The following is a 25,427-nucleotide window of genomic DNA, read 5'->3' on the forward strand; positions in this document are numbered from 1 at the left end:
TTCAGCCCAAAGCGTCCCGTCTCATCGTCAGCAACAGAGTCATTGCATTGACGTGCTAAAGCTTATGTAAGCGCTCGCGCAAACCAGGCAAATGCCGTCGACTCACCGCTAGGCGTTCATCTAACTCACGGCAACGCACTTGATACTGCCCCGAATTAACCACTTCGAGTCCTTCTAAAAAGTGAACGGAAACCAAAGCATTACGGTGGATCCGAATAAAGGCATCCCCAAACTCATGTTCTAAGTCTTTTAAGGTTTCATCAATTAAGACACTGCCGTTTTTGTGGCGTACCGTGACATATTTTTGATCCGCCAAAAAATAATAAATATTTTCAATGGGCACCAATTCCACACCACGATAGGTTTTCGCTGCGATTTGATGTCGCTTTACGTTAAATTCGTCCATATTTTCTTTTTGTTTTATCTCGCTCATTTGAGCTTGGGTTAATTTAGTGAGGTGACCAAGCACCTGTTGCAATTCCTGTTGCATCACTGGTTTTAATAAATAACCTTCAGCATGTGACTTAAATGCATCAAGCGCATGTTCATCATAAGCTGTACAAAACACCAAAGCAGGCATCGGTTCAAGCTGTCGCAAATAATGCGCACAGGTCAACCCATCCATTTCTGGCATTTGAATATCTAAAAGTACCACATCTGGTTCATATTGTTGAGTTAATTCAATTGCTTGTTGACCATGTGAGGCTGTTGCCACCACTTGATGTCCGAGCTGACTCACCAATCTAGACAAACGTTCGATTGCTAAAGGCTCATCATCACAAATTAGGATGTCCATTTATCTCCTCCCCAACAGTCACCTTGTTTATTTTTATAGGTTCACTGCGGCTTATTTATATTGATACTGCACAACAGTGGTATACATTCCCTCCCCTGCATAGGTTTGAAAGCTCACAGTTCGCCCAAAATATGCTTCTAGACGCTGCTTCACATTTTCAATGGCAATACCATGTCCTTGTCGTTTATGAATTGTTTCCTTTGTAAATGGGTTGGTTATGACGATATTAACTTGATTTTGCAATATTTCAATCAGTACACTTATCGTACTCTTAGTTAAAAATTTTTCAACACCATGAAAAATACTATTTTCAAGTAAAGGTTGTAAAGTTAAGAGTGGAATTTGTACCTGCTTACACAATTCGGCATGCTCGATTTTCCATTCAACCTGTAAACGATCTCCCAAACGAATTTGCTCAATCGCCAAATAACGCTGACACAACTCAATTTCGTCACTGAGCTTGACCAGTTTTAACTCTTGGAAACTGGCTCTAAACAGACGCGATAGATTGAGCAACATCTGTTCAGCTTTATCTGGATCAATCGCGATCAAGCTAATCACATTGTTTAAACTATTAAACAAAAAATGCGGGTGGATACGGGCTTGCATCGCCTGCACCCGTGCATTCAGTTCACTGTTTTGCTGCCTAAACCATTGCTCTCTTAGGTACAAATAGCGAAAACAAAAAGCCCCCAACAGCAGACCATAACCCAGATGCAAAGCCACATCATTCCATAAAATAGCTGAATTCAAACCTTTGAGACTAAAATTGATGCCAAAGAAGATCAGTATATTAAGGCTGAGCGTGGTCACCAACACAATGATCTGCAATAGAAAAAATCCTGACAATAAAGTCATACCGAGACTCAAATCTTGCAACTTTTTTTGTCCATATTCCATTAGCGCAGCAAATGACAGTAAAACCCAATTAATGTACAGCATATAGCCCAGCACATGCTCAAAGACCAAGTTTGACCAAGATTGTGCCTCGGCCAAAGCCAACAGCATGGCCAACAAATTCCCCCCCACAAATAGTTCCAACAAATGTGGCCATTGCACGATTTTGCTAAATAAATAAGAGATATTTGGCTTAGCCATACTGGAAGTTAAACTTTGCGCATCTTGAACTTCGGCAAGTTGTCTTGAATTTGTTATACTCATCCGAGTTCTACCGCTTTTTATCTTATTGAGCCGACATGACCACATCTTCTAATTCCTCAAATCCGTCACAAGCCCAAACTTCGGGTATGTGGGGCGGTCGTTTCTCTGAAGCTACTGATGCCTTTGTTGCTGAATTTACAGCATCTGTACAATTTGACCAACGCTTTTATAAACAAGATATTGCAGGTTCTATTGCTCACGCGACCATGCTTGCTAAAGTTGGCGTTCTGACTGAACAAGAACGCGATGACATCATCAATGGCTTAAACACCATTCAAGCTGAAATCGAAGCGGGTCAGTTCGAATGGCGTATTGACCTAGAAGATGTGCATATGAATATTGAGTCACGTTTGACTCAACGGATTGGCATCACAGGTAAAAAGCTCCACACCGGTCGTAGTCGTAATGACCAAGTGGCAACCGATATTCGCCTCTATGTCCGCGATGAAATTGATGCCATTTTAGAATTACTGAAAAAATTACAAAAAGGTATTTTGAGTATTGCTGCGCAAAACACGCACACCATTATGCCGGGCTTCACCCACCTACAAACGGCACAGCCAGTGACTTTTGGTCACCACCTGTTGGCATGGTTTGAAATGTTAGTCCGTGACTCTGAGCGTCTTATCGACTGTCGTAAACGTACTAACCGTATGCCTTTAGGTTCAGCAGCATTGGCGGGTACGACTTACCCAATCGACCGTGCCTTTACAGCAGAGTTACTGGGTTTTGAAGCTGTTTCTGAAAACTCGCTCGATGCAGTATCTGACCGCGACTTCGGTATTGAATTTAATGCTGCGGCTTCTCTGATCATGATGCACTTATCACGTATGTCAGAAGAACTGATTCTGTGGACATCTGCTCAATTTAAGTTTGTAAACATTCCAGACCGTTTCTGTACGGGTTCATCCATCATGCCACAAAAGAAAAACCCAGATGTGCCTGAGTTAGTGCGTGGTAAAACAGGCCGTGTCTATGGCGATTTGATGAGTTTGTTAACACTCATGAAAGGTCAACCGTTGGCATATAACAAAGACAACCAAGAAGACAAAGAACCGTTGTTTGATGCGATTGATACTGTACGTGGCTCGCTCATGGCTTTTGCTGACATGATTCCAGCTTTGGTGCCAAATATCGACATCATGCGCGAGGCAGCACTTCGTGGTTTCTCAACCGCAACGGACTTGGCTGATTACCTTGTAAAAAATGGCGTGGCTTTCCGTGATGCACATGAAATTGTGGGTAAAGCTGTTGCTTTAGGTGTTCAAGAGTCAAAAGATCTTTCTGAATTAACTTTAGAACAACTTCAACAGTTCTCTGACTTAATACAAGCGGATGTGTTTGAAAAAGCACTGACCCTTGAGGCGTCAGTCAATGCACGTAACCACATTGGTGGAACTGCACCTGCGCAAGTAGAAGCTGCCATTGAACGTGCCCATGCGCGTTTAGAAAAACTTTATGCTCAATAAGGACGTCTAGATATGACTCGACAAGTTTTTTGCCGTAAATATCAAACAGAAATGGAAGGTTTAGACTTTGCACCATTTCCAGGTGTAAAAGGTCAAGAGCTTTTTGAAAGCATCTCCAAGCAAGCTTGGGGAGAATGGTTAAAGCACCAAACCACTTTAATCAATGAAAAGCGCCTAAATGTGTTTGAACCTGATGCGAAAAAGTTTCTTGAAGAACAACGTGAGAAGTTCTTTAATAATGATGAAAGCTTAGAAAAAGCAGAAGGTTTAAAGCCTGAGGCCTGATAAAGTTGAGCACTGCTCCGCCACGCTGCAAGACGAAAAGCTATGTTTGCTGTGACCAATAGAGTATTGCTCTGAAAATTATCTAAAGAAAGCGAAGCACACAGTTTCACATTTAAAAGCCCCGACATCGGGGCTTTTCTTTTTATTCGTAAGATGTTCGGGCAATCACAGATATAACCAAACTCAAGATAGGTGACATGTTGATGACTCAATTACACTATAAAGCTGTTATTTGTATCTAAATAATTAAGTGTAAACATAGCACTACAGAACCATTGCAAAACTCAACATTACACTACAAGAACCTACATGACGCAGAAAAACATCTTTCCTATAATGGCATACAAGGATAGAGGGAAACCTCTTATCTATAACGATAAATATCCCCCCAATTTTAGTCTCAGATTTCCCCCAAAGTCTGAGATTTTTTTTATCCAAAAATTAAGCAACCATTAAAAAGCACAACCAAAGTTGTGCTTGAAAAATAAGATCACTATTTTTTATTTTTGGATATGCTTTTCAACTTCTTCAAAACTGGTATGACGCACATCCAAGCCTTTCACCATATAAATCACTTGCTCAGAGATATTACGCGCATGATCACCAATCCGCTCTAATGAACGCAATACCCACATCACATTAATCACACGGGCAATATGACGCGGATCTTCAATCATATACGTCATCAAAGTACGCGTTGCAGACTGATACTCACGGTCAATATCGGCATCGGCCATCATCACACGTAGCGCTTGTTCTGCATCTAAACGTGCAAAAGCATCTAGGGCATCATGAATCATGACACGAACTTGGTTGCCAATATGACGCGTTTCCATATAACCGCGAGGAGATTCACCGTCTTCACATAAACTTTGCGCAATACGAGCAATTTTTGCCGCTTCATCACCAATACGCTCTAGGTCGGTATTGGCTTTCGACATCGCAATCACCATACGCAAATCAATCGCGGCAGGATGACGACGTGCCAAAATCAACGTCAAGGCTTCATCAATTTCACGTTCGAGCTGATTCACCGCATTGTCTTTAAACTGAACATCGACCGCCAAGTTGGCATCGGTGTCGAGTAGCGCATGAATTGCATTTGCCACTTGTTGCTCTACCAAACCACCCATGGTCATAAATTTGGTGTTCACATCCTGCAAATCTTCATTGAATTGCGAAGAAATGTGATGGTTTAAAACAGGACTATTTGGCAAAGGACGTACTCCACAGCAACATCATGAGGGACTAAAGATTGAGCGATATTAAAGCATAGCAATTGTGAAGATTTGATGACAACGCCCATTTATGAACGTGCTTTGTCCACCAGCCATGCATTCATTTCTTGAATATCTTGTTCAGTCAACTTACCCACAGATGCCTTTAAATGCAAGACATTGATCAGGTAATCATATTTGGTATTAACATAGTCTTGCTTGGCTGAAAAGGCATTGCGCTGTGCCAGTAAAACATCAACCATGGTTTTTAAACCCTCTTGATACTGCGCTTGTGAGGCACGAGAGACGAGACTAGATGATTCCATGGCAGCTTTACGTGCTTGCAACTTGGCTTGATCCGTTTCCACTTGCAAATAAGACTTTTTCACCTCGGTATTGGCTTTACGGATAGCGGCATCTAGTTCAGCTTCAGATTTTTTAACGTTGACAGCAGCTTTTTGAATCGACTTCTTGGTTCGCCCACCGCTATAAACATTCCAATTCATCTCAATACCAATCTGATCAAAGTTGCCTTTGGACGACATAATATTGTCAGGCGTCTGCTCACTATAACCATAGCTCCCTACAGCTTCAATTTGCGGATACAACGCAGCTTGTTCAACTCGTATTTGATCTTCAGCATAGCGCTGTTGTAATCGTGCCTGCTGAATGCCTAAGTTCTGTGCAAGAGCTAAATGGGTCCATGCCGAAAGCTCTTCGGGATAAGGCTTTTGAAACTGAAAGTCTTCACGTAGCACTGCCAAGTTCTCTTGATACGGCCCGATAATTTGCGCCAGTTGTTCCTGCGCCAAGACCAGTTGTACATGCGTCGCAATGCGGTTGGCCTGTGCGCTTTGGTATTGTGCATTGGCTTCACTCACATCACTTTTTGCTACCAAACCCTCTCTGAGTTTGGCATTCATCATATTCAGTTGTTCAAGTAAGGCTTGTTCTTCTTGTAAATTGGCTGCGGTTAAGCTTTGTTGGCGCAGTACATTAAAATAGGCTTCCGTCACCGCTAAAATGTGCTCCTGACGCTGTAGCTGTAAATTGACTTCACTTAAACTAAGAGAAGTCTTGACCTGCTTCAGCCCCTCCCACGCATCCCAACGAAATAGAGGTTGGCGCGCCGTAACCGCCACTTGTTTAGTGGTGGTCGTATCAGGCAGGGAGAGAGCAGAACTCACCTGCCCCACAGGCTGGTTTTTTCTAGTCACATTGCCAGACAGGCTAATGGTAGGTAGTAAGTTGCCTTGTGCAATGCCTAAATTGAGTTGATCGGCTTCATATTGGAGTAAATTCGCTTGCCAGCTGGGATCATTGACTTTGGCGCGCTGTAACGCTTCGACCAAATCCAAGGCATGACTCCACGGCGCGAAAAACAACATACAGCTGGCTAGGATACATTTAATCTTCATTGTTTTCAGTCAACCTTTCCGCCCCACTGGCCTCGTTCTGAGCAACGCTATACTAAAACGAGTCGTCATTTTTTTCGTATATTTTTTATTGCACTAGTTACAATAGCTCGCACTAATTTGTTCATTATGAAGTAAATATTAAACAGTATCACAGCAAGTTAAACAAACTCATTCACAATACTACACATTAAAAATTCCATTCGCCCTATAAAATGAGGTACCGAGAAAAGGAGTTTCTCTACCATGTTGTCGCTGAACTGAGTTTTTGATCGAGTCGCTGTGAATCATTCTTCTTTATCTTTTCTTAAACCTTATGCACTGATTTTCATGTGCGCGCTGTTGGTTGCCTGTCAGAAACCTGAACCTGTGAGCTTTCAAGAGCCTGCACAAATTGAAGCGTCTTCGACTCAAACCTTAGACTTAACCGACTTGTGCCAAAAAATTGACAAAAACATGTCGGAAATAGATGCACAACGTACGACTTTTGCTCTAGAGCAAATCAATCAAGATCTTAAGCTGTGTTTGCCTTTACTCGGTTTTCCACAACAAAAGCATTTATTGGGTTTATCCAATAAAATGTACCGTGACTTTTTAGCGGTTGAACGTACACCGCAACAGCAGCGTGCTTTTGAAAGCTATGCTCTAGAAATGGCGCAACATCCGACCATTCAACAAAGTCTTTTTGAGCAACTTACCATTCGTGACCAATACCTCATCAAACACCAAGGGCAGTCTTATGTAGAGTTGTTTGATGCAGGCGAAGGACAAGTGCATTACCGCCGTAGCCCTGAGTATTTAGCCAAAATTTTTGCACCTTATCTACCTGTCGCGGAGCAAGCGTTTATTGAACATTTAGCGGCACAAAATCAATACCCTGCCGTGATAGGAAATCAGGTCAAAATTGATGCCAAAGAAATTGTAGATCGTGCGCTGTATTGGGAAAGCTATTTACAGCAATACCCGAAAAGTAGCTACCACCAAGATGCACGCCATCTGTTGAATCTATATAGCACCCTCTTGTTTATCGGCCTCGATACTCAACGCGTTTACGACGGCTATACCGTGCAAAGCAACTATTTGGAAGAAATTGAACGCCTTGCCGCATTAAAAAATTCAGTTGTAACGGATCAAGCGCGCTCATTTTTACAATTTGTGGAGCTCAGTCCTGAACAAAGAGCAGCTCAAATCATCTTGCCTGCTTCTGCTCACGCACAGCGCCTCGGTGCAGATCAACTATTACAAAGACAATTAGCGCATTTTATCCAACTGCGTATAGTCCAACCTGACCATGGCAAAGACTGTTTAAGCGATGCCATTTGCTTAGAACGTTGAACAGATATCCCTTCACACTTTGAATAAAAAGGTCGCTGTTTTTAACAGCAGTGCATGTTAAGATGATGTATCGCTTGACGGAGCGCGAGTAACTGCTCGCTGAGATCAGCTAAGACTTTTCAATAAAGTTTTGAAGCTGAGTACCGTTGAACCTGATCAGGTTAAGACCTGCGTAGGAATCAAGCCATCTAAAAACTGAACGCCTTTCATTGAACTATTTCCAGTAGAAATACATCCGTTGCATTTGTATCACCAAATCAACAACACACAGAAATAGTTTCAATTGCCATCGTTTTTGGTCGTGCTTGATTCGTTGATGTCATTCATAAGGATCATTGCAATGAACCAGTTAACGAATCTTTCCGCTGAAATTTCAGCACAACATGAACAAGATGCAAAAGATCTCACCCGCATCTTGCCTGCCTCTAAAAAAGTTTATATCCAAGGTTCACGCCCAGATATTCAAGTCCCTATGCGTGAGATTGAACTAACCGAAACCCCAACAGGCTTAGGTGGTGAATACAATCCACCAGTGATGGTCTATGACACCTCTGGTGTGTATACCGATACCAATGTCAGTATTGATCTGAACAAAGGTCTACCGAATGTCCGCGAAAACTGGATTGCAGAGCGCAACGATACCGAAATGTTAGAGAGTCTCAGCTCAAGCTTTGGTCAAGAGCGTTTACGGGATATTCGTACTGCTGATATTCGCTTTGCGCATATTCAAAAACCACGTCGGGCCAAAGCAGGTCACAATGTCACGCAGATGCATTATGCCAAACAAGGCATCATTACGCCTGAAATGGAATACATTGCGATTCGTGAAAACCAACGCCAACGTGAAGGCGTGGATATGCGTCAGCATGCAGGGCAAAACTTTGGTGCGCATAACCTGATGGAAATCACACCTGAGTTTGTGCGCAAAGAAGTGGCTGAAGGGCGTGCGATTATTCCTGCCAATATTAACCACCCTGAAATTGAACCAATGATCATTGGTCGAAATTTCTTGGTGAAAATCAATGCTAATATTGGTAACTCGGCTCTCGGTTCTTCAATTGATGAAGAAGTCGCAAAAATGACGTGGGCAACCCGTTGGGGTGCAGACACCATCATGGATTTATCGACCGGTAAAAATATCCATGAAACTCGTGAGTGGATTATCCGAAATTCACCTGTTCCAATTGGTACGGTACCTATCTATCAAGCTTTAGAAAAAGTTGATGGGGTGGCAGAAGACCTGACGTGGGAAATCTTCAAAGACACACTCATTGAGCAAGCTGAGCAAGGCGTAGATTATTTCACTATCCATGCGGGTGTCTTATTACGTTATGTACCGATGACAGCAAATCGTCTCACCGGTATTGTATCTCGTGGTGGTTCGATCATGGCACAGTGGTGTTTAGCTCATCATCAAGAAAACTTCCTCTATACACATTTCGATGAAATCTGCGAAATCATGAAAGCCTATGATGTGTCATTCAGCCTCGGCGATGGCTTACGTCCGGGGTGTATCCAAGATGCCAATGACGAAGCACAGTTCTCTGAATTGCGCACTTTAGGCGAGCTGACCCATCGCGCATGGAAACATGATGTGCAAGTGATGATTGAAGGTCCAGGGCATGTGCCTATGCATATGATCAAAGAAAATATGGATCTACAACTTGAAGTCTGCCAAGAAGCTCCCTTCTACACTTTAGGGCCATTGACCACAGATATTGCCCCAGGTTATGACCATATTACTTCCGCGATTGGTGCGGCAATGATTGGTTGGTATGGAACTGCCATGCTGTGTTATGTCACGCCAAAAGAACACTTGGGTCTACCGAACAAAAAAGACGTCAAAGATGGCATCATCACCTATAAAATTGCAGCACATGCAGCAGATTTAGCCAAAGGTCATCCCGGTGCGCAAGTCCGTGACAATGCTTTATCTAAAGCGCGTTTTGAATTCCGTTGGGAAGATCAGTTTAATTTAAGCCTTGACCCAGACACGGCGCGTAGCATGCATGATGAGACTATGCCGAAGGAAGCGCACAAGTCTGCGCACTTCTGTTCAATGTGTGGTCCCAAGTTTTGCTCGATGAAAATCACCCAAAACGTGCGTGATTATGCACAAAACCAGCAAAATGCTACGCTGAATAAAATTCAGCAAGAAGAGGTCGAAAACGGTCTCAATAGCATGAAAAAACAATTCCATGCAACCGGACAAAACTTGTACCAAAAAGTGTAAGTTGATAAAAAACCTTTTGTAATCATGTGATTCTCAGTTAGGATGAAATGATAAATTTCATCCTGATTGCGCTTTATGAACATAATTAAGCAAGCTACATATCACCGTGAAGATGTCCAAATTGTAGACAGAGCCTTTGTTTTTCAGGGTTTTGTTCAAGTAGAAAAAGTAAATTTACGTCATCGCCTGTTTAATCAAACTGAGTACACCTCTGTGATCTCACGTGAGCTTATTCAGCGCCCTGAAGCGGCGGGTGTCTTAATTTATGATGATGCACAACAAAAATTTGCCTTGATTGAACAATTTCGTATTGGTGCGATGGATGACCAAGATTCAGCTTGGCAATTGGAGATTATTGCCGGAGTATTAGATGGTGATGAATCACCTGAAAGCTGCATTCGCCGTGAAGCATTAGAAGAATCAGGCTGTCAGATTGAACACTTACAGCATCTGTTTAGCTTTTATCCTTCTGCGGGTGCTTGTGCGGAACTGTTTCATCTGTATAGTGCTGCGGCCGATTTACCCGAACAAGGTGGCGTATTTGGCATGCCCGATGAAGGTGAAAATATTTTATTACACCTGATTGATTATGCGCAGATCGATACATTACTTTCCAATGGTCGGCTCAGAAATGCGCCTGTCATAATGGCCTTGCAATGGCTACAACAACAGATTAAAACGACAAGGAATGTCTAAGGGGTCAGGCATGACTTTAAATAATGAAAAAAGTTGGACCATTATCCAAATTTCAGATACACACTTGATGGATCAAGATCATCTGGAATTTGTACGTATGAATCCAGAGCAAAGCTTTCATCATGTGATGCAACATATTGTTGAGCGTCACCCACAACTGAATGCCATCATCCATACGGGTGACTTGGCACAAGTTCCTGTGCCTCGAACCTATCAACGCTATTTAGACTTTATGCAGAGTTTAAAGACGCCGTTTTATCAGGTTCCAGGCAATCATGACAATGCCGAACACTTCCCTTTTCATCAGCAACTAAACAAAGTTCATGTGATTCACTTTGGCCCTTGGAGCATAGTTTTGCTCAATAGTGCCGTCAAAGGTAAAATCGATGGCTGGGTGGATGAAGCACAATTGAAGCAACTAGAACAGATCCTACAAGAATTTGCTCAGCAACATATTGTGATTACCTGTCATCATCATCCTTTTGAAATGCAGTCAAAATGGATTGATCAACATAAACTCAAGAACACCCAAGACCTCACTGCGGTTCTTGCCAAATACCACAATGTCAAAATTGTGCTGTCGGGACATGTCCATCAAGAATCATGGCGTGAATGGCATGGTATTCAGTTTTACTCGACACCGTCAACCAGTGTCCAATTTAAGCCTTTAAGCGATCATTTCGCCTTAGATGAGCAGGCACCTGGTTATCGTATTTTACAATTAAACGCAGATGGCAGCCATGAAACCCACGTAGAACGTGTCTTACACGCACAGCAAAAAATAAATGTTGAAATTTCAGGTTATTAACTTTTCATTTTTATCGTTTTCAATTACCTTAGTTGCTCTTACGAAAAAGTGATCAATTTAATCCAAACATCAAAGACTATCAAAATACTTAAAAAGTCTATATGATGACGACCCCCGAGGGTGAATCTCCTCGAGGGTGGATAAAAACACTTGCATATCACCATATTTTTTGCGTATTAAAGATACGTATATGATGAGGATTGCCCTAAATGGCGAATGACAACCAAAATACTGTCTTAGACGAACAAACTGATGTTGTAGATGAAAAATCTACAAAACGTGTGCGCAAAACTAAGCCTAAAGCGACTGACGGTGGTTCTACTGCAAGCTTATTTGGTATTGAACCTTATCAGCCGAAAAAAAATGAAGAATACATGTCTGAAGGTCAGCTTGAGCACTTCCGCCAAATTTTGTTGGCATGGAAAGCAGAGTTGATGTCAGAAGTTGACCGCACACTCAACACCATGCAAGACGAAAACACCGCTTTGCCTGATGTGAATGACCGCGCGACACAAGAAGAAGAGTTTGCAATTGAACTACGTACACGTGACCGTGAACGTAAACTCATCCGCAAAATCGAACAATCAATTGAAGCGATTAAAAACGATGACTATGGTTTCTGTGAAACCTGTGGTATCGAAATTGGTCTGCGCCGTTTAGAGGCTCGTCCAACAGCGACTTTATGTATTGACTGCAAAACACTGGCAGAAATCAAAGAGAAGCAAAATAACGGTTAATCATGTTATTCAATAATCCTCCCCCAACCCCTCCTTTACAAAAGAAGGGGGACAACAGGATGGCTTATGTGGGTCGGTTTGCGCCATCGCCAACCGGCCCTTTGCATTTTGGTTCCCTCATCACAGCTATTGCCAGTTATTGCGAAGCAAAAGCACATCAAGGTACATGGTTAGTTCGTATTGAAGATACCGACATCCCGCGTATTTACCCCGGCAGTGAAAGCCATATCTTGCGCTGTATCGAGGCTTTCGGCTTTCAGCCCGATGCGGAGATCATTTTCCAAAAAGATCGTCTCGATCTATACGAAGACGTGATCCAACAACTACATCAACTCAAACTTGTTTATGCCTGTCAGTGCACCCGCAAAATGCTTGGTTCTAATCACATTTATGCAGGTACCTGCCGTCACCTTGCTCTGCCTTTTGAGCAACAAGCTATTCGCGTCAAAGTGAAAGATATCAAGATTTGTTTTGATGATGCTCTGCAAGGCAGACACTGCTCACAACTGGCACATGAGCTCGGTGACTTTGTACTGAAACGCCGCGATGGCATTATCAATTATCAATTAGCAGTCGTAGTGGATGACTACCTACAAGGTATCACCCACGTGGTTCGTGGTGCAGACCTTTTAGATAATACCGAGCGTCAAATTTATTTAGGTCAACTGCTAGATTACCCACGTCTTAACTATATGCATTTGCCTTTAGCCATGAATGATCAAGGGCAAAAACTGTCTAAACAAAACATGGCACATGCACTCGATCTTAACCAAGCACCAGCACTACTCGCTCAGGCAATATGCGCTTTAAATCAGCCAATTGTCGAACTAGACCACCCTGAACGAATGTTGCAACAAGCCATCGCACAATGGGATGTTTCGCTAATCCCGCATTGCACCACCCTGCACGGCACCTATGTATAGCAAAACCACCACGGCAGAAACTCAACACTAAGAGCATAGTTTTCAACGCTTCAATTAAAGCAAATTCAAAACAGATTTAAACCATTACAGTTATATCTATCATAAAAGAATGATAGATACGCCGCTGAGAAATCAAATTTCGGAAGGACTCAAACGCTATCCACATAACGAAAAGTGAGTTTCGCCTGCGGATAGCGTGATGAAAGAAAAACCCGCTTAGAAGCTGGATTCTTCTTTGGTTGGATTCGTGCTTTGTGTACTGGCATCAATTTTTAAAATCAAACTGATCATCACTGCGCACATAATCAGTGATGAACCGCCATAACTAATAAAAGGTAGAGTCAAACCTTTGGTTGGCAGCATCCCCATATTCATACCTGCATTGACCAAAATTTGCAGTAAGAAAATAATCGACACCCCATAAGCCAAATAACCGGCACGCAGGTACTGGTTTTTCAGCGCACGATGACCCACTTTGATACAGCACACCAACATGGTAAAGGACAAAATTAAGACTGTCGTAATTCCGAAAAAGCCAAACTCTTCCCCTAAAATAGCCAGCATGAAGTCAGTATGAGCTTCTGGTAAATACGCCATTTTCTGTACACTGTGGCCAAGTCCTACACCAAACCATTCACCACGCCCAAACGCCATCAAGGCATTGGAAAGCTGGTAACCCGTACCTAGTGGGTCTTCCCAAGGATTTGAGAAAGACATGAGACGCTCAAAACGGTAAGGCTCAAACACAATCAAAAAGACAAAAGCTGCAAAGATTGCACCAAAAGCCATACCAAACTGAATCAACGGCGCGCCAGCAAGGAAGAAGATACCCAGCATCATCAAACTAATCACCACGGTTGCACCCAAGTCAGGCTCCGCGATAATCAAACCCACCGTCAACAACATAATGATGCCGAGACGGACCAAGCCCTTAATGTTGTTCCTTACCTCTTCAGCACGACGTACCACATAGTCCGCCGTGAAAATCGCCATCATTACTTTGGCAACCTCAGATGCCTGTAAGGTGAAGCCCGCAACACGAATCCAGCGGGTCGAACCATTCACCTCTGTACCAACAACCAGTACCGCAGCCAGCAGTAAAATGGTTAAGATCCACAACGGAAAAGTATTGTTAAACCAGACATTGAGTGGCACTCGATAAACGGCGTAGGCTAAAACACCCGCCACAACAATAGAAATACCATGACGCAACACGTAGTGAAATGAATTCTCATGAAGGCGCTCAGCATAAGGCATCGACGCAGATGCGACCATGATCGAACCTAAACACAACAACGCAATCACGCAAAAGATCAACACATTACGCGGTGTTACTTCACTGGGTACACGCGGTGCCCAACGGCTATAAAACTGGTTAATTTTATTGATCGTTGTCTGAGCAATCTCAGCCATCTCAATTTCCTTATTATTTTTAGTGGAGTTCTTGCACACAAGCGACAAACTGATGTCCACGCTGTGGGTAACCACTGAACATATCAAAACTTGCACATGCAGGTGACAATAACACGACATCGTGGGCTTGGGTATGTTGCTGGCAAAGTGCAACCGCCTGCTCTAAAGTATCAGCATGCAGTAAAGTCGTCGTTCCTGCCACGGCTTTTTCAATTAACGTTGCATCTTCACCAATCAATACCGCCACTTTCACATATTTGCTCAAAGCTTCACGTAAAGCAGTAAAGTCTTGCCCTTTGCCTTGCCCCCCTAAAATGATCGCAACTTTGCCACCTTTGGCCGCAATTGCTGCACCTAAGCCATCAATTGCAGCTAAAGTTGCGCCGACATTGGTGCCTTTAGAGTCATTATAGTAACGGACACCCTCAACCTCTTTCACAAACTCACAGCGATGCTCTAAGCCTTTAAAGCTTTTCAGCGTTTCCAACATCGACTCAAGCGGCAAGTTAATTGCCTCGCCCAAAGCCAAACAGGCCAAAGCATTGGCCACATTGTGTGTGCCTTGAATATACATCTCTGCACTATTCAATAACCGTGTGCGGCCACGAGCCAACCAAATCGTACCATCATCATCTCTTAACACACCGTACTGATTCATATCAGGCGCATTTAAACCGAAGCTTTGCATTGGTGTAGCATCAGGTACCAAAGGACGAGTGAGAGAGTCATCACGGTTATGAACAACTTTTTTCACGCCTTGGAAAATGCGATGCTTCGCGGTGTGATAGCCCATCATGTCGCCATGGCGGTCAAGATGGTCTTCACTCATATTTAGCACCACCGCAACTTCAGCTTGTAAATTTGATGTGGTTTCTAACTGGAAGCTGGATAACTCCAAAATATATAGGTCTGGATCATCCTTAGTTAAGTCTAAAGCTGGACGGCCAAGATTGCCCCCCACCGCAACTTTCACACCTGCATGTTCCGCCATCAGCCCAATCAAGGTCGTCACGGTACTTTTTGCATTAGAGCCTGTAATCGCCATAATCGGTTTATCGGTTGCACGGCGTAGGATTTGAATCTCACTCACCACAGGAATGCCTTTGGCAATCGCAGCTTGAATTTCAGGTAGTTTCGGGTCGAGTCCAGGGCTAATAACGATTTCTTCAGCAGACAACAACAGTTCTGCGTCAAACTGACCAAAACTGGTTTGTACCTCTGCTGGAATTTGGTCATGACCGGGCGGGGTCGATCGGGAGTCCGTTACTGCAACGCGGTAGCCTTGGTTATGTAAAAAATTGACCGCTGCAACACCTGAAATACCGAGTCCTGCAACGACCTTAAGTCCACCACGTTGTATTAACATTTTCGCCCCATGCTTGGTCTGAGATTTATCTGCGGAAATGTTAGCACTTTGCTGTTTTGAATGCTTTTTCTGTTTTGACTTTCCCGCACTTTTTTTGTGTCAGTGCGTAAAAAAGCCGTCCCTCTTGGACGGCTTTTTTATTTGTGAACAAAAATCGCTTTATTTCCACTTCACTGCTTGAACTTCAGGCTTTTTCGCCTTGCTGTCCTCTGTTGCTGGGCAAGCACAGTTTCCGCCACAGCCACCAGCCATTGACGGTTTTAACCACGTTGCTAAACGCGTCCAACCGCGTGCCTCACATAGCTCAGCCAAGGACATGAAAACTGAACCTGATGTCTGAGGAAATACTTTCTTAAATACCACTACTGCACTCCAGATCACTAGAGCAGCAACAATTAGAACTTCAATCATCTCAATCTCCTCGCCTACTTACGCTAATTAGCCCAAATAATGCGTTGCAATTTGATAGGTCAGGAATGACATTAAATAAGCCAAACCAAACAAGTAAATGGTCATAAAACTCACAGTTTTCCATGAACCTGTTTCACGTTTAACCGTCGCCAATGTAGCCAAACAGTGCGGCGCATAAATAAACCACACTAATAAAGACAGACCAGTCGCCACCGACCAGCCAAGCTCTCCGCCACTACTGATCAGTGAAGCCAAACCTTGTGACATGGCATCTTCATCGACAGCAGATAAGGCATATACCGTACCTAAAGCTGCCACTACTACTTCACGAGCAGCCATGGCTGGAATCAAGGCAATACAAATCTGCCAGTTGAAGCCCAGCGGCGCAAAAATCGGTTGCAGTAAATGACCGAGCATACCGGCAAATGAATAATCAATTTCAGGTAAAGTCGCACCTTCAGGAGCTTGTGGGAAAGTACACAAGAACCACAACAAAATAGACAACGCGAAAATGATGCCACCCACACGACGCAAGAAGATCTTGGCACGGTCAAGTAAACCAATCCAAATATTCTTTAAGTCAGGGAAACGATAGCTTGGCAATTCCATCATCAACATATGTTGTGACTTGTCTTTATGGAAGAATTTCAGAACAAAAGATACACACAGTGCACTCACAATCCCAGCCATATATAAAGCAAACAACACCAAACCTTGCAGATTGAAGATCCCCCAAACAGTTTGTTCAGGAATAAAAGCAGCAATTAGCAGGGCATACACAGGTAAACGTGCTGAACACGTCATGAGTGGTGCGACAAAAATCGTAGTTAAACGGTCACGCGGATCACTAATGGTACGCGATGCCATGATGCCCGGAATTGCGCAAGCAAAGCTAGACAACAATGGAATAAAGGCACGCCCAGAAAGACCTGCTTTAAACATCAGCTTATCCAACAAAAACGCGGCACGTGGTAAATAACCCGACTCTTCCAATACCAAGATAAAGAAGAACAGAATTAAAATCTGCGGCAAGAACACTACGACACCACCCGCACCCGCAATAATCCCGTCCACCACCAAACTGTTAAGTAAAGGGTGGCTAATGGAGGCACCAATAGTTTCACCTAGCCAACCAAAGAAGGTTTCAATCCCATCCATAAACGGTGCTGCCCAAGCAAAAACAGCTTGGAAGACAATAAACATCATCACTGCAAGGCTGACTAAACCCAAAACTGGATGTAGGAAAATCTTATCCAGAAAATCAGTTCGCTTATCTTCTTCATCGACGTACTGCACAGCATCATGTAATACATTTTCGACTTTCTCATGCGCAGTGTCGCCTTTTAAGCCCGTCAACTCAGTATAAGGCACGGCATATTTGCCCTGCTCTAAAGCGCTAAGCAGGCTTTCAATACCTGAATTACGCACCGCAACCGTTTCAACAATCGGCACACCCAAGCGCTCAGAAAGCTTTTGGGTATTGATTTGCATGCCACGGCGACGTGCTTCATCCATCATGTTTAAAACGATTAACATTGGACGGCCCAATGCAATCAGTTCAATCACTAAACCAAGGTGCAGTTTGAGGTTAGTTGCATCAACGACACATAAGAAAGCATCTTGCTTACCTTCGTCTGCAATTTTCCCCATCACCACGTCACGGGTAATCATCTCATCAGGACTGGTCGCATCTAAGCTATACGTCCCTGGCAAATCCAAAACGCGAACCGCTTGACCAGAAGGAAGCGTAAATTGACCAACTTTACGCTCAACCGTTACACCCGCATAGTTACCTACTTTTTGGCGTGTTCCAGTGAGATGGTTAAATAACGAAGTTTTACCGCAGTTTGGATTACCTACAAGGGCAACACGCAAGGCATCACTCATCTAGGTGCTCCTTCGACTTGAATTTCAATTTTTTCAGCTTCAACTTTTCTTAAGGCGAAACGTGTAAAACCCACTTGGATTAAAATTGGATCGCCACCAAAAACACCTTTGGTAATCACCTGTACTTTTGTACCTGCGACAAAGCCTAATGTTTCAAGACGACTAGCCACCAAATCAGTCTGAGCTTCGCCATCCAAAGTATGATTCACTTTGTTAATGATGGCAGTTTGTTTGACTTTTAAATCAGATAAACGCACCGCATCCAACCCTTTAATATTTTGAACAGTATACAAACAAATGAGAATAATTACCAAATCAGATTCGATAATGATTCGCATCTTTTATAACACATCGACAAGCGAGAATGATTACACTACATTGAATAAAATCCCTATTCCTTGTTTTTTGTATTTCCATGATGGTGTACTTGAGAGCTTATGTTAAATAAAAAACCGCGTGTGCCTGCGCCTGTTCAAATTCCAACTCAGCTCAGTTTTTTACACGGCTTTAAAGATTATCTCATCGCACAAACCGTCAGCCCACACACCCGAAATGCGTATCTCTCTGACTTATTGCAGTGTAGCGAGTGTAGTCAGGTGAGCATGCCTGAATGGAGCAGTGACGATGTCGCCGATGTTCTATTAACCCTCACCAAGCAAGGAAAAAGCCCGCGCTCCATTGCGCGCTGTATGTCTGCTCTGCGTTCTTTTTTTAAGTTTCTACGGGAACAAAAACTGCGCTCAGACAACCCTGTCGCGTTGCATAAAACACCCAAAATTGGCCGCGCACTGCCTAAAGATTTGTCTGAGCAAGACGTAGATGCCTTAATTCAAGCTCCAGATATTGAAACCGCTCTTGGACTTCGTGATCGTGCCATGTTTGAAGTGTTATATGCCTGTGGGCTACGCGTATCTGAGCTACTGAACTTACGCCTAGACTTAATCAATTTAAAACAAGGCTATTTAAGAATTACGGGTAAGGGTAATAAAGAGAGACTGGTGCCTTTAGGGCAAATCGCAGTGGAGTGGGTTGAAAAATACTTAATTGAATCACGTCCACAATTATATAAATCTGCAACCGACTATCTGTTTCTCACTCAACATGGGGGCATTATGAGTCGGCAAAATTTTTGGTACGCTATTAAACGCTATGCCTTACAAGCAGGGATTCAAGCTGAACTGTCTCCACACACCTTACGACATGCTTTTGCAACGCATTTACTCAATCACGGTGCGGACTTGCGTGTAGTGCAAATGCTCCTAGGACATAGCGACCTGTCCACAACACAAATTTATACCCATGTCGCACAAGTGCGTATGCAACAACTGCACGCCAGCCATCACCCAAGGGCTTAAGACTTTTATCATTCATATATTTAACGCTGTTTTAGTACGAAGACTACGAAGTATTACCGGGTTCCGTACTTTTTTTGCTATGCTTGGCGCTCTGTTTTTATAAAGTTAAAAGAAAAAGGGTTATCTATGTTATTTACCCGTAAACCATTGTTCATTGCCTGTGCCATTGCTTCAAGTGTTCTATTTACAGCATGCTCAAATAACACTGAAGAAAAAAAACAAGACTCTTTAACGGCAAGCGCACCAGCAACAGGTGAAGCGTCGACTTTGACGGAACGTAATGCAAAGCAACGTTTAATTGATACCCTTCAAAATCATTTCAAAACAGCCAATATCAATGCCAAAATCATCGATATCAAAACCACTGAAGTGCCAAATTTATTTTGGGTCAATCTTGAAGGGATGAGTTCGGTTTATACCACTGCAGATGGTAAATATATTATCCAAGGTGATGTGATTCGTTTGGGCGATAAAACCCTCCACAACGTCAGTGACAACCTGCAAGCTGAAGCCAACAAAAAGCTTCTAGCTGGGCTCAAAACCGAAGACCTGCTGGTTTACAAAGCCAAAGGCAAGACCAAGCATGTGGTTTATGTCTTTACCGATGCCAGCTGCCCTTACTGCCATAAACTGCATGAGCACATTCCTGAAATCACAGCTCAAGGTGTCGAGGTGCGTTACATTGCATGGCCACGTGGCGAGCAGTTCATGCCTGCTATGGAAAGCGTGTGGTGTAGTGCAGACCGTCAAGCTGCGTTTGATCAAGCCATTTCAGGTGTTCAACTGCCACCTGCAACCTGTAAAAATCCAGTGCGGGATCAATACCAATTAGGTCTAAACATGGGCGTAAATGGTACGCCTGCGATTTATAACGAAGATGGTGAATATCTCGGTGGCTATTTGACACCAAGTGAATTATTAAATCGACTTAAATAACTAATTTTTATTTGTTATTTAACTAATATTTCTCTGTACACGACAAATTTCACAGAACCCTTATCCTATCAGGATTCTGCTTTCTTAAAATTGCCAAAATTTCCTTAAACTCTTCTTTTTTCCCAAAACCAATTAAACGCTGAATCGCCATTTGAACATAGTCTAAACCATAGCGAAATAAACTCATTGAGAGTCGTCCATGCTTCTTTATTTTTATCGCTTTTTTTTGATTATGTTGCCATTCACCCGTTAAGTAACACCAACAGAAGCTTATAGCTAACACCGCAATCAATTTTTTCACTCGTCTAGGGTCTGTCAAGCGCGTATTTTCAAGATTAAACCCGCGTCCTTTGAGACAACTGAATAAGGTTTCAATTTCCCAGCGTAATGCATAATCCTGAATAGCATTGGCATTAAACTGAGGAGAAACGACGAGTAAAAGCTCTCCATTTTCTAACTGTAGTGCACTTATATATAGTTTCACCCGACCAACCAAAATCCGTCGTTTACGACATTCAATTTGACCAACTTTAAGATGGCGAAATAAATCACTAATTTTATGATTCTTTCCTAAATGATTGGTGACAATGAAGTTTTTTTAACACGAATGCAGAAGTTGATGTCTTGTTCAATTAACCATGTAAACCACTGCTCACCGATAAACTCTCTGTCTGCGAACACATTCACAATACGGTCTTTACCAAAAATGGCTATAAAGCGTTGAATCAAAGCAATACGCTCTTTCGTATCTGAATTTCCACGTTTATTAAGCAATGTCCAAAGGATAGGTATCGCTATTCCACGATAAACGATTGCGAGCATCAGGATATTAATATTTCGTTTTCCCCATTTCCAATTGGTTCTATCTAAAGTCAGTTGCACTTGGTCGAATGAAAACATATTGAAAATCAACTGAGAAATTTGACGATAATCAAAATACTGACCTGCAAAGAAGCGCTGCATACGTCGATAAAATGATTGTGGTAAACACTTGATGGGCAAGGCTTTAGATGCAGAAGAAAGATTACATGTTTGCTTTAAAATAATCACAAGCATGATGAGCGCAAAGCACTTTAAATGTGACTTGTTCCATTTTAGAGATTTGTTTAAGATAAGATATAACTCATTGAGATGTGTCATAGTATTCGTCGTTAGAAAACAATTATTGTGACATTATTTCAATGAGTTATCTATTTTTGTCGTGTACAGAGCTAATATTTATAGTTAAACATAAAGTTATTTCTTTCCTAGAGTCTCACAGTTTTTTTAGCTATGATCTAAGCTTGATTTAATATTTATAAGTAAATTGGAGTGTGACGTGAAACCAGTTCGTCTGGCAATCCTCGGTCTTGGTACTGTGGGTGGTGGTGCCCTTAAACTACTAAAAGAAAATGCTGCTGAGATTAAACGTCGCACCGGTCGAGAAATTCAAATTACTTATGTCGGCACACGTCGTCCACGTCCAGATTTAGAGCTTGATCCAAGTATTAAACAAAGCTCAGATTTGTTAGATATTGTGCGTCAGCCTGATGTCGACGTTGTGGTTGAAGTTATGGGTGGCATCCACCCTGCTTATGAAGTGATTAAGGAAGCCATTCTTCACGGTAAGCAAGTCGTTACAGCAAACAAAGCCTTACTGGCTGAACATGGTAATGAGCTGTTCAAACTAGCGGATGACAATGCGGTGCAAATCGCCTATGAAGCTGCGGTTGCAGGTGGTATTCCGATTATTAAAGTCATGCGTGAAGGTTTAGCTGCCAACCGTATAGACTGGTTAGCAGGTATTATCAACGGGACAGGAAACTTCATCCTGACTGAAATGCGTGAAAAAGGTCGTGCTTTTGCAGATGTGCTCAAAGAAGCGCAGGAACTCGGCTATGCCGAAGCAGATCCAACCTTTGACGTTGAAGGCATTGATGCTGCACACAAACTGACACTATTGGCATCTATTGCCTTTGGTATCCCGCTTCAATTCGATAAAGTCTTTACAGAAGGCATCAGCAAGGTCACTGCGCAAGATGTAAAATATGCTGAAGAACTGGGTTTCCGTATCAAACACTTGGGTATTGCCCGTCGTGCTGAAAACGGCATTGAACTCCGTGTACATCCAACGTTGATTCCTGAAGAGCAATTGATTGCCAATGTGAACGGTGTGAAGAATGCCGTATTGGTTCAAGCACATGCTGTCGGCCCAACATTGTATTACGGTGCAGGTGCAGGTGCAGGTCCAACCGCTTCTGCCGTGGTTGCAGACGTGATTGATATTGTCCGTGACATTTCTTATACCGAAGATGGTGCAGGAACAATTCCGCAATTGGCTTTTGAAGCATTAGCAGACTTACCTATTCTGCCACGTGAAGAAATGACCACAGGCTATTACATCCGTATTAATGCTGAAGATCAAACAGGTGTTTTGGCCGATGTCACCACAATTCTAAGCCGTGCTGGTATTAGTATTGATGCCATCATGCAGCAATCTCGCTTAAAAGACCTGATTCCAATCGTGATTTTGACTGATCCAGTCAAAGAATCAAAAATGGATGAGGCTCTTGCTCAAATTCAAGCCTTACCCGTCATTCATGGCGAAATCGTGCGAATTCGTTTAGAATCGCTTGATAATTAATCGGGTTGAGGGAAAGACACTTGTTCTCCCCCTCACCAAGCTCTACACACAATTGGAACATCATCATGTCGAATGCCAATCGTTATACTGGTTTAGTTGACCGTTATCGCGACCGTTTACCAGTGTCTGCAACTACTCGCGCTATTTCTTTGGGTGAAGGTAATACGCCACTGATTAAACTTGAGAACATTCCACGTTTAATTGGCAAAAATGTTGAAATTTATGTGAAGTACGAGGGCTTAAACCCGACTGGTTCATTTAAAGACCGTGGTATGACCATGGCAGTCACTAAAGCCGTTGAAGAAGGCTCAAAAGCGATTATTTGTGCATCTACAGGGAATACCTCTGCAGCGGCAGCAGCTTATGCTGCACGTGCTGGCATCAAAGCATTCGTTTTAATCCCTGAAGGCAAAATTGCCATGGGTAAAATGGCACAAGCGATGATGTATGGTGCGATTACTATGCAAATCCGCGGTAACTTTGATGACGGTATGCGTTTGGTCAAAGAAATTGCCGATAAAGCACCTGTAACGATCGTAAACTCTATCAACCCATACCGTTTGCAAGGTCAAAAAACCATTGCTTATGAAATCGTCGATGAGTTAGGTCGTGCACCAGATTACCACTGCCTACCAGTAGGTAACGCAGGAAACATTACTGCACACTGGATGGGTTATACCGAAGCAGTTGCCAATCAACCTGCAGATCAATTTGAGCAAGTGATTTACGATGCTGAAACTGATCAATTCACAGGCCCAAAACCTGAAGGCTTACCAACCATGGTCGGTTATCAGGCAGCTGGTGCTGCACCATTCTTACGTGGTGCACCCGTTGAGAACCCTGAAACAGTTGCAACAGCAATTCGTATTGGTAATCCACAAAGCTGGAACCATGCTAAAGCGGTGGTTCGTGACTCTCAAGGTTGGTTCGATGAACTGACTGATGCAGAAATTTTAGAAGCACAGCGTTTACTTTCAATGTATGAAGGTGTCTTTGTAGAACCTGCTTCTGCAGCATCGATTGGCGGTGCAATCCGTGACATCAAAGCAGGTAAAATTGCGGAAGGTTCTGTGATTGTCTGTACCGTGACAGGTAATGGTCTAAAAGACCCTGATACTGCGATCAAACAATGTTCTGATGCGGTCATGCTTTCAATCGATGCAACTTTAGAACAAGTTCGCGATTCAATTCTTTCAAACATGTAATTGAAAGAAGAAAAAAAAGCCCTGCAGATGCAGGGCTTTTTTATGACTCAATTTTTGTTGTTGAGTGAACAAAAACAAAGTCGGGTTAAATACGTTTTGGTAATTGGCTTGCCCAGTTCATTAGGCGCGTTGCATCATTGGTGCGTGCTGCAGATGAATCTGCGCCCAATAATACCACCACTGCTGGACGGTTATTTAAAGTGGTATGCATGACCACACAACGACCGGCTTCATTAATGAAACCTGTTTTTGAAATATTAATATTCCAACCACCATTACGAACCAAGGCATTGGTATTGTTTGACTTCAATACACGATAACCCAAGTTAAAGTCATAGCTTGCGGTGGTTGAGAACTGACGAATCAGACCATACTGAGATGCGGCATTGACCAAAATACCCAAATCACGTGCTGAAGCGACATTACCCGGATGTAAACCTGTTGACTCCATATAATGCGTTGAACTCATGCCCAAAGATTTTGCTTTGGCATTCATCGCAGCGACAAAAGCTGAACGTCCACCCGGATACGTCCGTGCAAGCGCAGCCGCTGCTGGGTTTTCTGACTTCATTAATGCAAATAACAACGCCTCTGCACGGTTCATACTATCCCCTGCACGCAGTGACGAGCTTGAACTTTTACAGCCTGAACACGAAAAGTCTGCTTGCTGTAAAGTAATGTTTTCAGACATATTTAAACGCGCATCTGAAATCACCACTGCCGTCATCAGTTTAGTAATCGAAGCAATCGGTAGCGCGGTATTACTGTTTTTACTGTACAGCACTTCACCTGTATTGCCATCCATCACCAGAGCTGCACGAGCATTCACACTAGGTTGGTTGGAATATTTCGACGTATCGAAAATTTGTACCGTTTTCGAGGTACTGTTGTTCGTCACCACACCGTTGGAACTACGAATACTGGTGGTGACTTTTGTTGAACCCTGAGGAGCGTACTCTTCAGGATCTTCCATCATCTGATCATTCAGAAGCTGTTCTGCATCTGCAGCAGACCAGCTCATGCTTGCTTGACTAGACCCCGAGTCCGGGTTCATCACCAAATCTGCAAAACTATGGGTACTGACCGTCGTTACAATCGACCATCCCAATAGATGCATTAAAAATTTATTTGATTTTTTCACTTTTCTTCACTCAAC

At 42.9% G+C, this 25,427-nt stretch carries 23 protein-coding genes and 1 riboswitch; of the genes, 12 read left to right on the forward strand and 11 right to left on the reverse strand.

Annotation, left to right across the window (positions count from 1 at the left end; translation table 11 throughout):
• Positions 1 to 55: 55 nt before the first annotated feature.
• On the reverse strand, positions 56 to 796 hold the full coding sequence (locus CDG62_RS18055; RefSeq protein WP_078390091.1) for a LytR/AlgR family response regulator transcription factor: 741 nt from the start codon (positions 794 to 796) through the stop codon (positions 56 to 58).
• A gap of 51 nt (positions 797 to 847) precedes the next feature.
• Positions 848 to 2,002 (reverse strand): sensor histidine kinase, encoded by a 1,155-nt coding sequence (locus tag CDG62_RS18060; protein WP_162904049.1) that lies wholly within the window; start codon positions 2,000 to 2,002, stop codon positions 848 to 850.
• Here CDG62_RS18060 and argH point away from each other — a divergent pair.
• Both argH and CDG62_RS18070 read left to right on the forward strand, forming a co-directional pair.
• Positions 1,993 to 3,426 carry an argininosuccinate lyase gene (gene argH / locus CDG62_RS18065; RefSeq protein ID WP_004692796.1) on the forward strand — a complete coding sequence of 478 codons (1,434 nt, stop codon included), beginning with the start codon at positions 1,993 to 1,995 and terminating at the stop codon, positions 3,424 to 3,426. The two genes, CDG62_RS18060 and argH, sit on opposite strands and share 10 nt — an antisense overlap.
• Before the next feature lie 12 nt (positions 3,427 to 3,438).
• Complete coding sequence (locus CDG62_RS18070) at positions 3,439 to 3,711, forward strand: oxidative damage protection protein (RefSeq protein WP_087528582.1); 273 nt, start codon at positions 3,439 to 3,441, stop codon at positions 3,709 to 3,711.
• Between the two features lie 500 nt (positions 3,712 to 4,211).
• Here CDG62_RS18070 and phoU read toward each other — a convergent pair whose 3' ends face one another.
• A complete protein-coding gene (gene phoU / locus CDG62_RS18075) occupies positions 4,212 to 4,928 on the reverse strand; it encodes a phosphate signaling complex protein PhoU (protein ID WP_004692799.1) in 717 nt (238 codons plus the stop codon).
• Positions 4,929 to 5,017: 89 nt separating this feature from the next.
• A complete protein-coding gene (locus CDG62_RS18080) occupies positions 5,018 to 6,346 on the reverse strand; it encodes a TolC family outer membrane protein (protein WP_087528581.1) in 1,329 nt (442 codons plus the stop codon).
• A 279-nt stretch (positions 6,347 to 6,625) separates the two neighbouring features.
• On the opposite strand from CDG62_RS18080, the gene CDG62_RS18085 reads away from it, so the two are divergent.
• The 6 genes from CDG62_RS18085 (at position 6,626) to gluQRS (ending at position 13,075) form a co-directional block, all read left to right on the forward strand.
• Positions 6,626 to 7,678: a hypothetical protein gene (locus CDG62_RS18085; RefSeq protein ID WP_213070684.1), complete on the forward strand. Its 1,053-nt coding sequence runs from the start codon at positions 6,626 to 6,628 to the stop codon at positions 7,676 to 7,678.
• Between the two features lie 68 nt (positions 7,679 to 7,746).
• Positions 7,747 to 7,874: riboswitch (TPP riboswitch) on the forward strand.
• 144 nt (positions 7,875 to 8,018) lie between these two features.
• Positions 8,019 to 9,911 (forward strand): phosphomethylpyrimidine synthase ThiC, encoded by a 1,893-nt coding sequence (gene thiC / locus CDG62_RS18090; RefSeq protein WP_087528580.1) that lies wholly within the window; start codon positions 8,019 to 8,021, stop codon positions 9,909 to 9,911.
• Positions 9,912 to 9,986: 75 nt separating this feature from the next.
• Positions 9,987 to 10,607, forward strand: coding sequence for an NUDIX domain-containing protein (locus tag CDG62_RS18095; protein ID WP_087528579.1), 621 nt, complete (start codon positions 9,987 to 9,989; stop codon positions 10,605 to 10,607).
• A gap of 10 nt (positions 10,608 to 10,617) precedes the next feature.
• The gene (gene cpdA / locus CDG62_RS18100) at positions 10,618 to 11,415 is read left to right on the forward strand and encodes a 3',5'-cyclic-AMP phosphodiesterase (RefSeq protein ID WP_087528578.1); all 798 of its coding nucleotides are present in this window, start codon (positions 10,618 to 10,620) and stop codon (positions 11,413 to 11,415) included.
• 209 nt (positions 11,416 to 11,624) lie between these two features.
• Complete coding sequence (gene dksA, locus CDG62_RS18105; protein WP_004692816.1) at positions 11,625 to 12,152, forward strand: RNA polymerase-binding protein DksA; 528 nt, start codon at positions 11,625 to 11,627, stop codon at positions 12,150 to 12,152.
• Between the two features lie 2 nt (positions 12,153 to 12,154).
• Positions 12,155 to 13,075, forward strand: a complete 921-nt coding sequence (gluQRS, locus tag CDG62_RS18110; RefSeq protein ID WP_228254413.1) for a tRNA glutamyl-Q(34) synthetase GluQRS — start codon at positions 12,155 to 12,157, stop codon at positions 13,073 to 13,075.
• Positions 13,076 to 13,291: 216 nt separating this feature from the next.
• Here the strand turns inward: gluQRS and ftsW are convergent, their stop codons facing one another.
• The 5 genes from ftsW to CDG62_RS18135 form a co-directional block, all read right to left on the reverse strand.
• Positions 13,292 to 14,488, reverse strand: coding sequence for a putative lipid II flippase FtsW (ftsW, locus tag CDG62_RS18115; protein ID WP_087528576.1), 1,197 nt, complete (start codon positions 14,486 to 14,488; stop codon positions 13,292 to 13,294).
• A 19-nt stretch (positions 14,489 to 14,507) separates the two neighbouring features.
• Positions 14,508 to 15,854 (reverse strand): UDP-N-acetylmuramoyl-L-alanine--D-glutamate ligase, encoded by a 1,347-nt coding sequence (gene murD, locus CDG62_RS18120; RefSeq protein WP_087528575.1) that lies wholly within the window; start codon positions 15,852 to 15,854, stop codon positions 14,508 to 14,510.
• Between the two features lie 159 nt (positions 15,855 to 16,013).
• Positions 16,014 to 16,265 carry a DUF6587 family protein gene (locus CDG62_RS18125; RefSeq protein WP_087528574.1) on the reverse strand — a complete coding sequence of 84 codons (252 nt, stop codon included), beginning with the start codon at positions 16,263 to 16,265 and terminating at the stop codon, positions 16,014 to 16,016.
• 27 nt (positions 16,266 to 16,292) lie between these two features.
• The gene (gene feoB / locus CDG62_RS18130; protein ID WP_087528573.1) at positions 16,293 to 18,152 is read right to left on the reverse strand and encodes a ferrous iron transporter B; all 1,860 of its coding nucleotides are present in this window, start codon (positions 18,150 to 18,152) and stop codon (positions 16,293 to 16,295) included.
• Positions 18,149 to 18,409: a FeoA family protein gene (locus tag CDG62_RS18135; protein ID WP_010325703.1), complete on the reverse strand. Its 261-nt coding sequence runs from the start codon at positions 18,407 to 18,409 to the stop codon at positions 18,149 to 18,151. The genes feoB and CDG62_RS18135 overlap by 4 nt, the downstream gene beginning before the upstream one ends.
• A gap of 180 nt (positions 18,410 to 18,589) precedes the next feature.
• Between CDG62_RS18135 and xerD the strand changes: the two genes are divergently transcribed.
• Both xerD and CDG62_RS18145 read left to right on the forward strand, forming a co-directional pair.
• Positions 18,590 to 19,507 (forward strand): site-specific tyrosine recombinase XerD, encoded by a 918-nt coding sequence (gene xerD, locus CDG62_RS18140; RefSeq protein ID WP_087528572.1) that lies wholly within the window; start codon positions 18,590 to 18,592, stop codon positions 19,505 to 19,507.
• 126 nt (positions 19,508 to 19,633) lie between these two features.
• Entirely contained in the window at positions 19,634 to 20,443 is an 810-nt protein-coding gene (locus tag CDG62_RS18145) for a DsbC family protein (protein WP_087528571.1), read from the forward strand.
• Between the two features lie 49 nt (positions 20,444 to 20,492).
• On the opposite strand, the gene CDG62_RS18150 is transcribed toward CDG62_RS18145, so the two are convergent.
• A protein-coding gene (locus tag CDG62_RS18150) for an IS4-like element ISAba1 family transposase (protein WP_085940648.1) occupies positions 20,493 to 21,583 on the reverse strand; the annotation gives its coding sequence in 2 pieces (ribosomal slippage) (positions 20,493 to 21,043 and positions 21,043 to 21,583; 1,092 coding nt in all).
• 178 nt (positions 21,584 to 21,761) lie between these two features.
• Between CDG62_RS18150 and CDG62_RS18155 the strand changes: the two genes are divergently transcribed.
• Positions 21,762 to 23,066, forward strand: a complete 1,305-nt coding sequence (locus tag CDG62_RS18155; protein ID WP_086209769.1) for a homoserine dehydrogenase — start codon at positions 21,762 to 21,764, stop codon at positions 23,064 to 23,066.
• A 65-nt stretch (positions 23,067 to 23,131) separates the two neighbouring features.
• A complete protein-coding gene (gene thrC, locus CDG62_RS18160; RefSeq protein WP_004692833.1) occupies positions 23,132 to 24,271 on the forward strand; it encodes a threonine synthase in 1,140 nt (379 codons plus the stop codon).
• Positions 24,272 to 24,356: 85 nt separating this feature from the next.
• On the opposite strand, the gene CDG62_RS18165 is transcribed toward thrC, so the two are convergent.
• Positions 24,357 to 25,412: a serine hydrolase gene (locus tag CDG62_RS18165; protein ID WP_162904050.1), complete on the reverse strand. Its 1,056-nt coding sequence runs from the start codon at positions 25,410 to 25,412 to the stop codon at positions 24,357 to 24,359.
• Between the last annotated feature and the right edge of the window lie 15 nt (positions 25,413 to 25,427).

The organism is Acinetobacter sp. WCHA55 (genome assembly GCF_002165305.2).
Lineage (GTDB): Bacteria > Pseudomonadota > Gammaproteobacteria > Pseudomonadales > Moraxellaceae > Acinetobacter.

Bases quoted from the DNA above. Each gene is read 5' to 3' on its own strand.
- feoB (WP_087528573.1), bottom strand. From the start codon at position 18,152: ATGAGTGATGCCTTGCGTGTTGCCCTTGTAGGTAATCCAAACTGCGGT.
- gluQRS (WP_228254413.1), top strand. From the start codon at position 12,155: ATGTTATTCAATAATCCTCCCCCAACCCCTCCTTTACAAAAGAAGGGG.
- dksA (WP_004692816.1), top strand. From the start codon at position 11,625: ATGGCGAATGACAACCAAAATACTGTCTTAGACGAACAAACTGATGTT.
- thiC (WP_087528580.1), top strand. From the start codon at position 8,019: ATGAACCAGTTAACGAATCTTTCCGCTGAAATTTCAGCACAACATGAA.
- xerD (WP_087528572.1), top strand. From the start codon at position 18,590: ATGTTAAATAAAAAACCGCGTGTGCCTGCGCCTGTTCAAATTCCAACT.
- CDG62_RS18070 (WP_087528582.1), top strand. From the start codon at position 3,439: ATGACTCGACAAGTTTTTTGCCGTAAATATCAAACAGAAATGGAAGGT.
- CDG62_RS18080 (WP_087528581.1), bottom strand. From the start codon at position 6,346: ATGAAGATTAAATGTATCCTAGCCAGCTGTATGTTGTTTTTCGCGCCG.
- CDG62_RS18055 (WP_078390091.1), bottom strand. From the start codon at position 796: ATGGACATCCTAATTTGTGATGATGAGCCTTTAGCAATCGAACGTTTG.
- CDG62_RS18095 (WP_087528579.1), top strand. From the start codon at position 9,987: ATGAACATAATTAAGCAAGCTACATATCACCGTGAAGATGTCCAAATT.
- CDG62_RS18125 (WP_087528574.1), bottom strand. From the start codon at position 16,265: ATGATTGAAGTTCTAATTGTTGCTGCTCTAGTGATCTGGAGTGCAGTA.
- cpdA (WP_087528578.1), top strand. From the start codon at position 10,618: ATGACTTTAAATAATGAAAAAAGTTGGACCATTATCCAAATTTCAGAT.
- ftsW (WP_087528576.1), bottom strand. From the start codon at position 14,488: ATGGCTGAGATTGCTCAGACAACGATCAATAAAATTAACCAGTTTTAT.
- CDG62_RS18145 (WP_087528571.1), top strand. From the start codon at position 19,634: ATGTTATTTACCCGTAAACCATTGTTCATTGCCTGTGCCATTGCTTCA.
- murD (WP_087528575.1), bottom strand. From the start codon at position 15,854: ATGTTAATACAACGTGGTGGACTTAAGGTCGTTGCAGGACTCGGTATT.
- argH (WP_004692796.1), top strand. From the start codon at position 1,993: ATGACCACATCTTCTAATTCCTCAAATCCGTCACAAGCCCAAACTTCG.
- CDG62_RS18060 (WP_162904049.1), bottom strand. From the start codon at position 2,002: ATGTGGTCATGTCGGCTCAATAAGATAAAAAGCGGTAGAACTCGGATG.
- thrC (WP_004692833.1), top strand. From the start codon at position 23,132: ATGTCGAATGCCAATCGTTATACTGGTTTAGTTGACCGTTATCGCGAC.